Annotated in this window: 6 protein-coding genes; 4 read left to right on the top strand and 2 right to left on the bottom strand. The window is 53.7% G+C overall.

Going from position 1 to position 12,886, the window contains the following annotated elements; genetic code table 11:
• Positions 1–321: 321 nt before the first annotated feature.
• A complete protein-coding gene (locus JQC75_RS07385) occupies positions 322–3,021 on the top strand; it encodes a TonB-dependent receptor domain-containing protein (protein ID WP_203326772.1) in 2,700 nt (899 codons plus the stop codon).
• 220 nt (positions 3,022–3,241) lie between these two features.
• On the opposite strand, the gene yfcC is transcribed toward JQC75_RS07385, so the two are convergent.
• On the bottom strand, positions 3,242–4,804 hold the full coding sequence (gene yfcC / locus JQC75_RS07380; RefSeq protein ID WP_203327154.1) for a putative basic amino acid antiporter YfcC: 1,563 nt from the start codon (positions 4,802–4,804) through the stop codon (positions 3,242–3,244).
• A 346-nt stretch (positions 4,805–5,150) separates the two neighbouring features.
• On the opposite strand from yfcC, the gene JQC75_RS07375 reads away from it, so the two are divergent.
• On the top strand, positions 5,151–6,065 hold the full coding sequence (locus JQC75_RS07375; protein WP_203326771.1) for a LysR substrate-binding domain-containing protein: 915 nt from the start codon (positions 5,151–5,153) through the stop codon (positions 6,063–6,065).
• Positions 6,066–6,071: 6 nt separating this feature from the next.
• On the opposite strand, the gene focA is transcribed toward JQC75_RS07375, so the two are convergent.
• On the bottom strand, positions 6,072–7,745 hold the full coding sequence (gene focA / locus JQC75_RS07370) for a formate transporter FocA (RefSeq protein ID WP_203326770.1): 1,674 nt from the start codon (positions 7,743–7,745) through the stop codon (positions 6,072–6,074).
• Between the two features lie 874 nt (positions 7,746–8,619).
• Here focA and JQC75_RS07365 point away from each other — a divergent pair.
• Entirely contained in the window at positions 8,620–10,185 is a 1,566-nt protein-coding gene (locus JQC75_RS07365; protein WP_203326769.1) for a DUF3360 family protein, read from the top strand.
• A 397-nt stretch (positions 10,186–10,582) separates the two neighbouring features.
• The gene (pflB, locus tag JQC75_RS07360) at positions 10,583–12,865 is read left to right on the top strand and encodes a formate C-acetyltransferase (protein ID WP_203326768.1); all 2,283 of its coding nucleotides are present in this window, start codon (positions 10,583–10,585) and stop codon (positions 12,863–12,865) included.
• Positions 12,866–12,886 lie beyond the last annotated feature (21 nt).

The raw sequence follows: 12,886 nt of genomic DNA, 5'->3' as shown, positions 1-12,886 counted from the left end.
GAAATTACATCAGCGCAAACACACCAAAAACACGATAATGAAACCTTTATTAAATAATAAAAAACTTTTTATTAACACCTGAAACCATTTAAACCAAAATCAAAGCTCACAAAACGTCACATTGTTTTATTTGTGTTATTTTTTGGTGTGTTTTTTGGTTTATATTCATCAACTTCTAATACTTTGGCCCTGTGTTGCACATGTAAATTCGGTGTGGTTATATCTCCAGCCAGATGAATTTCGATCATGTTTTTAATTTATTTGTATCGGAATATCGTCCTATAAAAAGCAAAACACATTTTAAGTGTCAGGGAGATTATCATGCTCGTTAACAACACTCTGGCCAAAGCGGTACGCTTTGCGCTGATTGGTGGTGCTGCATCTGTAGCTATTACCAGCGCTGCCGCCTTTGCCGAAGAAGCCGATGGTGCAAAAGTAGAACGCATCGAAGTAACAGGTTCACGTATTAAGCGTACTGATCTGGAATCTGCAACGCCTGTTACCGTTCTTAGCTCTGAAGAAATGGCTAAACAAGGTTTCACCACCATTCAGGACGCTCTGGAAAGCCTGACTTCTACCACAGGCGCTATGACCACTCAGTCTGTGCACGGCTTTACTCCAGCCGCTTCTTCTATCAGCCTGCGTGGCGCCGGTGCCAGCCGTACTCTGACGCTGATCAACGGTAAGCGTCTGAACCAGTATCCAAAGCCAGCCGGCGGTACTGACAACTTCGTTGACACTGCCAACCTGCCAATGGAAGCCGTAGCCCGTATCGAAGTGCTGCAGTCCGGTGCTTCTGCCGTATACGGTGCTGACGCCGTAGGTGGTGTGGTTAACATCATCCTGAAAGACGATTTCGAAGGCGTTGCCCTGAAATACCGTCATGGTGACACCACTGAAGGTGGCGGCGGTTCAGACCGTATCGCCCTGTCTCTGGGTGCCTCTTCTGACCGTGGTAACGTGTCTACCTTTATCGAATTCACTGATAACGAGCGTCTGAGAGCCTCTGACCGTGAAGTATTCGGTCTGCACACTGATAAAGTGCCTTACAGCGAATACTCTGCCTACAGCTCTTACGGTGCCCGTATCGCTGGCGGCCCTAAAGGCAACACTGTTGCTGGCAGCATTCCAATGGAGCGCTGTATTGCTGAAGGTTACCTGTGGATCCCTGAAAAGAATCTGTGCGGTTTTGACCGTTCAGCATGGCGCGATCTGGCGCCGGAAAGCAGCCGCTTCATCAGCTCAACCAACTTCACCTATGAGCTGTCTGACGACCTGTCTTTCGTTGGCCGTATGGATTATGCCAAGGCACAGTCCACTACCCGCATCGAGCCAATGGCCGTAGACAACTACACAGTTACTGTAGCCGGCGACCAAATCACTCTGGGCGTAGACCTGGATCCATCTCTGACCAAGACCTTCAATAAGAGCACTGGTCTGGGTGGTGATTTCGCCAATGCTGCTGATGGCGAATACTACTATGTTCGTCGTCTGCACGAGTTCAGCAACCGCAGCGGTGAAACCAACACCCAAAACTTCTTCTTTACCGCTGGTTTGGAAGGTGTGATTGCCGACAGCTACAACTGGGATGCGTCTGTGAACTACGGTCGCACTGAACTGGATATCTTCAGCTCAGGTTATGCCAGCGTAGGCAGCATGTTCAGCTATCTGTCTCAAGGCGAGAATGGCGTATCCATGCTCAAGCCTATGACTGCAGAAGAAGTGGCTAACACCTCTTACTCACCATTTGAGCGCGCTCAGTCAACTCAAAAGAACGTTCAGGCCAACATTTCAGGCACTGCGTTTGAACTGCCAGCCGGTGACGCTGACTTCGCTTTCGGTGCTGAATACACCAAGCAAGACTACGAAACTGACACAGATTCTGAGTCCAAGAAAGGTAACATCCTGAGCCGCGGTGGTTCATCAGGTGCCGGTGAGCGTTCTTACTGGGCAACTTACCTGGAAATGCGCATGCCAGTTCTGGAAGATCTGGTTGTAGATGCCGCTGTACGTTATGACCGCTACTCAGACTTTGGCGGCAACCTGACTCCTCAGGTAGCCATCGAATACCGTCCAATCGACGAGCTGCTGGTACGTGGTACCATCGGTAAGGTGTTCCGCGCCCCAGACATGCACCGCGTATACGGTGATGCCACCAAGGGCTTCGCCACTGTAATCGACTTCAAGAAGTGTCAGGAACTGGGCGGTACGCCAGGTAAGACACATCCTGATCCCACCATCAACACAGTGTGTAACGAACTGCACATCGACTCTACCACGGGTGCCAACAAGGACCTGAAGGCTGAAGAAGGCTACACTGCCAACATCGGCGCGGTATGGGGCGGTGAGAGCCTGAACGCCTCTATCGACGTGTGGGAATGGAAACTGGATGACATGGTGAGCGATATCAGCGCCAGCAAAGCTGCCCGCGAATACGACACCTATGCCAGCATGATCACCCGTGATGAGACTGGTACCATCACTCACATCAACGCCGTTGCCCAGAACCTGGCTTTCCAGAAAGTTCGCGGTATCGACGTGACTGCCGGTTACGGTTGGGATATCAACGAGTTCGGTGAACTGAAACTGAACTTCAACGGTTCTTACCTGCTGAAGTCTGAAGGCCAGACCGATCCTACCGCTGCGGTAGATGACGATCTGGACGATGGCGGCCTGCCACAGTACCGTGCCAACATGGTGCTGAGCTGGTTCATCGAAGACTTCGAAGCCACTCTGGGTGCATACCACACTGCACGCATGCACGGTTCTTCTTACAAGTCATTCAAGTCTGACAGCCCTGACTTCAATGAAAGCGATTATGAAGTTGCTTCTCAGACCAAGTGGAACCTGACTGCCGGTTATAACATCACCGACGGTATCAAAGTTAAGGCCGGTGTTGTGAACCTGTTCAACGTAGGTCCTAACTTCGACCCAACTGACACCTCCTGGCCACACTACCCACGTTCCGTGTACAACGCACGTGGTCGTGAGTGGTTCGTAGAAGGCGAAGTGAAGTTCTAATCGACGCTGAGTCCTGACTAAAAACGGCACCCAAGGGTGCCGTTTTTTTATGCGCTTCTTTCACCTTAAGGCCCGCTGGCGAGCCATAAACCAGAAAGGCTGAACCGGAGCGAATTGGGTAATACGAAATCGGATGACTGGTCTGAATGCAGGTGACAGGCCTTAGATAGGATGACTGGCTTTAGTTACCAGCCACCCAGAGCGATCACTCGCCTTCCAATCAGCTGAAGCCCAGGTAATGGGCTCCAATCACCATCAAACTTGCGGCAATCAGCAGCAACAGCATGAAACGCCATATAAACTTGACCCAGGCGCTGAATTCCACCCTGCACACCCCCAGCGTCGCCATCAAGGACGCCGATGTGGGCACCAACACATTGGTAAAACCATCACCCAACTGAAATGCCAGCACGGCCACCTGACGGCTCACGCCCACGATATCGGCGAGCGGTGCCATCAAGGGCATGGTCAGCGCCGCCTGGCCAGAGCCCGAGGTCACAAAGAAGTTGAACACCGCTTGGAACAGCAACATAAACCAGGCCGACAGCGCATCGGGCAAGTGGCCGATAAAGCCGCCTGCGGCCGAGAGAATACTGTTGAGTACAGAAGGCTCAGTGGGGCCGCCCTTACCAAGCAAAATCAAAATACCCGCGGCGCTGCCCACCAATAAGCAAGGCTCCAGCATGGTGGCTGCGCCATCTTTAAAGGCCTTGGCCATGCCATTGAGGGTGAGGCCATTGAGGTTAAAAACCACTGCTATCAAACCGGCAACCAGGCCCATGGTAAAAAACTGGCTGGCAATCTCAGGGATAAACCAATGTTTGGCCACCACGCCCCAAATGACCCACACCATGGTGGCGACTATGGTGGCAAGCACCAGATAGTCACCCAGATTAAAGCGGCTGTTACCGGGGTGGCTTTGGTCGTCACTTCCCTGCTGGGCGCTTCTGAAATGGGCGTCGGTGGCATAGCTGTAGGACAGCGCCGGCGCTGCTTTGATTTTACGGGCATAGAGCATGGTAAAGGCGATACCAAGCAGGGTAAAACCTATCCACATGGGAATGCGCACGGCGGCACCGGAGAGCACGGGAATACCGGCAATTCCCTGGGCAATGGCAACACTGAAAGGATTCATCCAACTGGCACCGAAGCCCACCTGAGTGGCCACATAAGTCACCATCACCGTGGTGATGCCATCGTAACCGAGGCGGATCATCAGAGGACAAATGATGATGGCAAAGGCAATGGCCTCCTCGCCCATGCCGAACACGGCGCCGCCGAGGGAAAACAGGCTGAAGAGCACAGGAATAAACAAAAACTCCCGCCCCTGTGTGTGGTGAATGAGCCGCAAAATGCCGTTATCTATGGTGCCTGTGGCCATCACCACGCCAAAAGAACCGCCAATCACCAGCATAAACATGATAACGCCAACGGCGCTGCCCCATTTATCACCGGACACCAGGCCTTCGAACATGTAGTTGAAAAAGCCTTTACCCTGAGGGTCGAAGACAGGCACAGGTGCCAACCTTGGCTCACCCTGCTCATCGAGGTCGTAGCGGAATGAGTCCGGGTCGACCACCTGGCGGGTTTTCTCCACTCCGTCCTGCACAAAGGTCACCGTCTGGGTATCGAAGGAGCCAACCGGCAATAAATAGGTCATGAGTGCGGCAAGGAGTGCCACAAAAAATATGATCACCAGGGTGTCCGGCATCACCCAGGTGCCCGGACGGGGCGCTGGCGTGGCGGTGGCTGCACTCGGTGAAGGGTCGGGCTTGGTCGTCATCTTCTTGTACTTATCCTGTTTATCATCCATGAAAACGTAAATGTCCCATGAACACATTGAAACGAAACGCGCTGACTATACCCCAAAAGCCTTGAACTGTCCTTAATGCCCCGAGGCAGCAACCACTCGCAACTTAATTATCCAATTGAATATAAAGGATGATTTAAAGCCACATCACAAACTGCGGCGTGTGTGAGAACCGTGGCACATTCAAGGAAAACTTGCTGCTGCGCCAAAACGTGCGCTTGGCAACAGAATTCAAAAACTCTGCCATGGGCCATTTAAGGCAAGGCCGCGCGCCTTATAGAATGACAGGCAACCATCAATTCCTCTGATAGCTGCTGTCATGAAATACACCCTCAAACAAATGTCGGTATTTGATGCTGTCGCCAGTCTCGAAAGCGTGTCCGGCGCAGCCCGTAAACTGTCCATGACCCAGTCCGCCGTCAGCATGTCGCTGCAGCAATTGGAAAACTTACTCGGCAGGCCGCTCTTTATCCGTCAGGGTAACCGGCTGATATTGAGTCACTGGGGACACTGGCTCAGGCCACGTGCACGCAAGCTGTTGGCCGATGCCCAGCAAATTGCCATGGGACTGCACGATCAGCACCTGCTATCCGGCAGTTTGTCCATGGGTGCCAGTCAAACGGCGGCAGAACACCTGCTTGGGGATCTCATCAGCCGCCTTGATAGCGACTTTCCACAAATCCATATTGAGTTGATGGTTGAAAACACCGAAAACGTGATTGCGGCGGTGCAGGAGTACGAAGTGGACTTTGGCATCATCGAAGGGCGCAGCGACGATGCCCATCTGGTTCTGGAGCCCTGGCTTGACGATCATCTGGTGGTGATTGCCGCCCCGCACCATCCCTATGGCAAGTATGGCAATGTCAGCCTGTCACAATTGGAGCAGGCCAAATGGGTATTGAGAGAGCAAGGTGCCGGTACCCGGCGCATCTTTGATGCCGCCATCCATGGCAATCTTGACAGGTTGAATGTATGGCGGGAGTACGAGCAGGTGCCGGTGCTGAAGGCGCTGGTGAAAAACGGCCCCTATCTCAGCGCCTTGCCGTATTTGGATGTGGAGCGCGATGTGGCGGCCGGGCAGCTGATTATCTTGCCTACGCCCAAGCTCAACATGAAACGTCAGCTGTCTTTTGTGTGGCGCGCCGATGCCACCGAAAATCCGCTCCGTGACTGCGTCATTTCTGAAGCAAAAAGGCTCGCGCGCCACAGGCACACGAGCCAGGAGAAGCTCTGAAAGGAATTATGCGGTCACCTTTTCTCTGACACTTTGCAGCAATTTCAGCAAGGCATCACGGCGGATGATGCCTTTAAGCACCCCGGCGTCAACCACCGGTAAGGTGGCGGGGCTTGCTGCCGCAGCACCTCTCAGTCTCTCCTCATAGGCCTGGTAGCCAGCCCCCAGCCAATGCCCTTCGCTGGTCACAGGGAAGAGCCGCTGCCGGTCTACCACCCAGTACTCCAGCACTGTCAAAAGCGGTTCATCGGCAGCGACCGTGTGCAGCACCTTTTGCATCATATCACCAACCCTATAACCGCCGTCGGCGGCAAACTCCTCAGCCCAAAGCCCGCGAATCGCATCCTGGGGGGCAAGCATTCCCACGAGGCGGCCGCCATCGGCTACCACAGGACAAGGCACACCGCCTGCGCGCTCCATCAGCGCCAACGACTGCCACAGATTCATATCGGGTGTTAAGGTGACTGCGGGCTCAAGCAAGGTTGAAACGGCAAGGGTATTCAGGTGTTTATTCATCATGGTTTGCTCCAAAGAAAGGGCCGACAACGCCGCAGGATGAGGCCCATCGGGCAGCGATGTCTGGCAAGTTGAACTGGGCATGGGGTAGAAATGGCTGTGGCAGGCGCTGTGGGGTTTGTTGGCATGACACCCGGCCTTGGGAAATTCACCGACGGTGGACGCTTGAGGCTCCGCCACAACCAAGCTGAGTCCGGCTGTGGCGGCCCGGCGAAGATGACTGTCAGCGCCATCCTGCACCGGGGTACCTTGCCCCAGGTTGTGCACACCCAAGAGACCGAGCCCCACCATGACTGCACCACCCAGAATGTTGCCAAGGGTGACGGGCAGCAGGTTCAGTAGCAGCATGTTGCCGGGTGTCAGCTCGGCAAGCCTTGCAGGCTCGAGTCCGTGGGCGAGCAGCAAGGCCTCTGGCATAAGCTGAGCCTGCATGCCGGCGAGCGGCAGCAAAAACAGATTGGCAATACTGTGTTCAAAACCACTGCTGACAAAAAGTGCCACCGGCAGCATCAACAGCAGCGCCCGGGTACCTGGATTATCACTGAGATAGCTCAGCCAAACCCCCAGACACACCAAAAGGTTACAAAGAACGCCGAGAAAAAAGGCTTCCCACCAGCCATGGTGCAATTTGTGAAGGGCCGTGGATATCAGGTTTACCCCCCACATGCCGCCATCGAGTTGCCACAATCCCGCCTGAAGCACAAACACCGCCAGTGTCAGTGCGCCGAGGGCATTGCCAAGATAGACACACAGCCAGCTTTTAAGCAGGGTGGATAGCCGGGCCTTGCCCTGAGCCCAGGGGATCGCGGTCAGCACTGTGCCGGTGAATAGCTCCATCCCCAGTAATACCACCAGCATCAGTCCCAGACTGAAGGCCAGCGCTCCCGCAAGACGCACCATCCCCCAAGGTGCGCCGGTGCTGCCTGTGGTAACAGTGAGGTAAAACACAAAGCCCAAACCGATAAACACGCCTGCGTAAACCGCCTCGGCAAATCGTTGACTGTGCCCCTTTGAAAGCTTTTTACGGTTGAGGTGGCAGATGTTGGCCATCAGGCTGTCATCCGTCACCTTGGAGGGTGTCGTGGCAATGCCGGAGGCTGACCGCTGCACAGTCGCTTGCGGCTGCGCCAACGGCGTATTGAGTTTGTGGAGATGAGTTGGCATATCTGGCACCCATATCAATTAAAAGTTTCTCTACCAACAGCTTGGCTGCTGCATTGCCGTCAATGTAGCAAGCAGAAACCATGAGAAATATCGAAGACTTTTGATGCTGGATATCAGCTATTCTGATAAGTAGAGATGGGCAGCTGCTTTTTAAACCATTCCGCGAGGCCCCCTGGTATCGGGGCAGCAACCACAATCAAAATGAAAGAACAACAAATCTAAGACATTGAAATTATTTAAAAAATGATTTCAACGCCTGATATAACATTCTGCGAAGCCACTCAGGAATGCGCTGTCACTCAGGAAAGCGCAGTCACGAATTATTAAGCACCCATAAAGGAGTTAACCTGAAACGATGACGCCAGGACAACGCAGAATGCCAAACCAAAAACCTGCGAGCCAAGCATTGAGAAGTAATGAGCAGCCAGAGCGGCAGAGCACAGGGCGCAAAAATAATTGATACCTAAGCGAAAACTGTCTTTTAAGCTCAACGTCGCCTGAGTATCTGCCGTCAGATTCGGGCCACGCCAGCTAAAGATGCTTTCCCTACGCAATTATTGTGCCCCAGTGCAACAGACTTGACGGCCCAACATTCAGCTATGTTAGCTGTGTCGCAAATCCATCATCAGGGTGCTTCAGAAAGATTGATAGTTGATGAGCGGCCATAACGACTGTGGTAACATTTTTAACAGGTAAATTGGTATGACCAATTTGAGCAGATTTTAGGACCCAGGGTTCGGCGCGAAGAAGCAGGCTGCTTTAACCACCAGAACCGTTTCTGACAGGCTTTTTACACCAGTAAAAGGCCAGAGCAACAAGGATGCTTTCAAAGCTGGTCAAGCAGGCTCAACACGCTGTTGTTTTGGGGATTAACATGTCAGAAACAGCATATCAACCTGAGGCCGCTGGCCTCGCCGAGACCGACAAGGTCACCAGCGATAACGCGGAAAAAAGCTACCGCGAGCTGCATCGTCCAGCCTCGGAATTTTCATCCCGTGAAGCCTATCTGGATCATGAACTCAAAATCATGAAACCCCGACGTTGGGCGCTGAACCTGCCCGGTCGGGACTTTAACTTTGAGTGGGAAGATCTGGTTCCCGCCATCGCCGGTACCATCGGCATTACCGTGATGTACTCTGCCGTGATGGCCGCCTGGGCGGCAGGTCTCACCGAGCGCTGGGACCACATCAACCTTGGCGCTGACTTCATCATCTCTGTGGTGCGGGTCGAAATGCTTATCCCCGCCCTGCTCTTCTGTATCATCAGTTCCGGTTTTATCAATCCCCGCGCCAACCTTGGCGGTAACCACGGCCCCATGATCCCGCTTATTGGCGCCATTGCCCTGGCCGGTGCTCACCCACTGGCGCTGGCAATACTGCTGGGCGTATTTGGTCTGTTGCTGTCGTTCTTCAAGGGGGGGTCACGGCTGGTAAACCTTACCAGCAGCGGGGTCGCCGGGGGGCTATTGGTGTTCCTCGGCTTTATGGGAGCCAAGAGCCAGATTGAGTCACTGTTCAGCTGGGCGGGTGGTCTTGAAGCCAAGCATGCGCTGGATTACTCCCTGGGCTATGTGGCCTTCTTTATTCTGCTGGCAAACGTGGTGATTTACGCGCTGCTCGCCAAGCTCGGCAAGCGCTGGCTGGCGATCCCCCTGTGTTCTATCGCCGCGATTGTGATGGCTTTTGCGCTGGGTGCCGGGCTTGACCTTAAGTTCACCACAGCCCCCGGATTGCCAAACCTGAACCCTGTGTACTGGTGGGGTTCTACCGAAACCGGCTGGCAGCTTGGCCTGCCCAATATGCAGCACTTTATTGCTTCTCTGCCCTTTGCCATTCTGGCGGTTGCCATGTGGTCTCCGGACTTCCTCGGCCACCGGATTTTCCAGGAGCTCAACTATCCCAAGGGTGCTGAAAAAGTGCTGATGGACGTGGATGACACCATGACCACCTGCTCACTGCGCCAGATGGTTGGTACTGCTGTGGGTGGCGGTAACATCACGTCAAGCTGGGGTACTTATATGATCCCGGCCGCCATCGCCAAGCGTCCTATTCCTGCCGGCGCTATTCTGCTGGGCAGCCTGTGTATTATCGTGGCGATTGTAGGTTATCCGATGGATCTGACCACCTGGCGCCCCGTGATGTCCATTGCCCTCCTGGTTGGCGTGTTTTTGCCGCTGCTGGAAGCCGGTCTGCAAATGGTCAAAGACAACCAGAGTAGCCAGGCCGCCGGGATCTGTATTTTCGGCTCTTTCGTGGCCAACCCCGTATTGGCCTGGGCGCTGACTATGCTGCTCGACAACAACGGCCTGATTGGTGACAAAGAACGCGCCGCCAACCTGTCGTTTGTTGACCGTGTGGTGATCCCCGGGCTCGCCTTTGTCATCTGCCTTGCCGCCATGCTGGCGGTGGGCATGATTGAAGGCATTCCCGCGCTGCTGTAACGCTTAAATGAACGATAAAAAAGGGGCCAATGTGCCCCTTTTTCTTATTGCGCCTTTGTACCGGAAGGCGCTAACTAATGTTTCAGACAAGGTGAATTTCAGCGTTATCTGATGCCAACTTGTCAATGCCGATTAAAAACTGCTAACTCGGTAACAAAATTCGCATTAATCGCCTTAATCTCGAACGCTTTTGGATGCGACCCTTTCGGGCTTATGTTAATATGCTTCTGGACAATTGGTCTTACCAATTAAAATTTACGTATTGGTAGGCTGTCAACAGAATCCGCCGGAATGTCTTCCGGGGTCCTGGCTTCATCAGGGGATGTTTCGCCGGGATGTAAAAGACTCACTAGGGGAAACATCCCCGACCCTTTTCTCTAATAGAAGGTGAAGTACGATGACCGATAAAACTGAGCTGTTCCAAACCGCGTGGGAAGGATTCGTTCCCGGTGATTGGAAGTCCGATGTCAATGTACGTGACTTTATTCAGACCAACTACACCCCTTATGAAGGTGACGACAGCTTTCTGGCCGGCCCCACCGAAGCCACCAACGCCCTGTGGGCAAAGGTGATGGAAGGCATCAAGGAAGAGAACCGCACCCACGCGCCGCTGGATTTTGATACCGATAAGGTATCTACCATCACTTCCCACGATGCCGGTTATATCGAAAAAGAACTGGAGACCATTGTTGGTCTGCAAACCGATGCACCGCTCAAGCGCGCCATGCTGCCAAATGGCGGTATTCGTATGGTGGAAAGCTCCTGCGCCGCCTACAACCGTGAGCTGAATGCCGACATCAAGTATGTGTATTCTGAGCTGCGCAAGACCCACAACCAGGGCGTGTTCGACATCTACACCCCTGAAATCCTTGCCTGCCGTAAGTCCGGCGTACTGACCGGCTTGCCCGATGCCTACGGCCGTGGCCGTATCATAGGTGACTATCGCCGCGTGGCGCTGTACGGTATCGACTTCCTGATGGCCGACAAGCTCAAGCAGTTCACCTCATTGCAAGCGCGTTTTGAAGAAGGTGAAGATCTGCAGGCTACCATGCAGCTGCGTGAAGAAATTGCCGAGCAGCACCGCGCCCTGGCCCAGATGAAGGAAATGGCCGCCAAATACGGCTACGACATCTCTGGCCCTGCCAAAAACGCCCAGGAAGCCATCCAGTGGACCTATTTTGGCTACCTCGCCGCGGTGAAGAGCCAGAACGGCGCCGCCATGTCTCTGGGTCGTACTTCCAGCTTTATCGACATCTACATTGAGCGCGACCTGAAAAACGGTACTCTGACCGAAGAGCAGGCGCAGGAGATGATTGACCATTTCGTGATGAAGCTGCGTATGGTGCGCTTCCTGCGTACCCCTGAATACGATGAGCTGTTCTCCGGCGACCCAATCTGGGCTACCGAGTCAATCGGCGGTATGGGCCTCGATGGCCGTACTCTGGTGACCAAGTCCAGCTTCCGCTTCCTGCACACCCTGTACAACATGGGCCCAAGCCCAGAGCCAAACATCACTGTGCTCTGGTCTGAAAAGCTGCCACAGAACTTCAAAACCTTCTGTGCCAAGGTGTCTATCGATACCAGCTCTATCCAGTACGAAAACGACGACCTGATGCGCCCTGACTTCGAGTCAGACGACTATGCCATCGCCTGCTGCGTCAGCCCCATGGTGGTCGGTAAGCATATGCAGTTCTTCGGTGCCCGTGCCAACCTCGCCAAAACCATGTTGTATGCCATCAACGGTGGTGTGGACGAGAAGCTGAAAGTGCAGATTGGCCCTAAATCCGATCCAATTACCAGCGAATATCTGGACTATGACGATGTAATGAATCGTCTGGACAACCTGATGGAGTGGCTGGCAACCCAGTATGTCACTTCACTGAATGCCATCCACTTTATGCATGACAAGTATTCTTACGAAGCCGCACTGATGGCACTGCACGACCGCGATGTACGCCGCACCATGGCCTGCGGTATTGCCGGTCTGTCCATTGCTGCCGACTCACTGTCTGCCATCAAGTATGCCAGAGTGAAACCGGTACGTGACGAGCATGGCATCGCCGTTGACTTCGAAATACAAGGTGACTATCCCAAGTTCGGTAACAACGATGCCCGCGTGGATGAGATTGCCTGTATGCTGGTTGAGCGCTTTATGGCGAAGATCCGCAACAAGAAGATGTATCGCAATGCCATCCCAACCCAGTCTATCCTGACCATCACCTCCAACGTGGTGTACGGCAAGAAGACAGGTAACACCCCGGATGGTCGCCGCGCCGGCGCACCTTTTGCCCCGGGTGCCAACCCCATGCACGGCCGTGATGAGAAAGGCGCCATCGCCTCACTCACCTCAGTAGCCAAGCTGCCTTTTGCCCATGCTCAGGATGGTATTTCTTACACCTTCTCCATCGTGCCCAATGCCTTGGGTAAAGATGAGAAGGCCCGTGAACGTAACCTGGCAGCCCTGATGGACGGCTATTTCCGCCACAGCGAAGGTCGGGAAGGTGGCCAACACCTGAACGTAAACGTGATGAACCGTGAAATGCTTGAAGATGCCATTGCACATCCCGACAAGTATCCACAGCTCACCATCCGTGTATCTGGTTACGCAGTGCGCTTCAACTCACTGACGCCAGAGCAGCAGCAGGATGTGATCACCCGCACCTTTACTCAAGGTTTGTAATTCAGGCGCTGGTAATTCACC

Source organism: Shewanella litorisediminis, assembly GCF_016834455.1.
Taxonomy (GTDB): domain Bacteria; phylum Pseudomonadota; class Gammaproteobacteria; order Enterobacterales; family Shewanellaceae; genus Shewanella; species Shewanella litorisediminis.
Note: the sequence above shows the minus strand (reverse complement) of the source record. Positions and strands in the feature narration are given on the sequence as shown.

Coding starts and splice junctions, on each gene's coding strand:
- yfcC (WP_203327154.1), bottom strand. CDS start 4,804: ATGACGACCAAGCCCGACCCTTCACCGAGTGCAGCCACCGCCACGCCA.
- focA (WP_203326770.1), bottom strand. CDS start 7,745: ATGCCAACTCATCTCCACAAACTCAATACGCCGTTGGCGCAGCCGCAA.
- JQC75_RS07375 (WP_203326771.1), top strand. CDS start 5,151: ATGAAATACACCCTCAAACAAATGTCGGTATTTGATGCTGTCGCCAGT.
- pflB (WP_203326768.1), top strand. CDS start 10,583: ATGACCGATAAAACTGAGCTGTTCCAAACCGCGTGGGAAGGATTCGTT.
- JQC75_RS07385 (WP_203326772.1), top strand. CDS start 322: ATGCTCGTTAACAACACTCTGGCCAAAGCGGTACGCTTTGCGCTGATT.
- JQC75_RS07365 (WP_203326769.1), top strand. CDS start 8,620: ATGTCAGAAACAGCATATCAACCTGAGGCCGCTGGCCTCGCCGAGACC.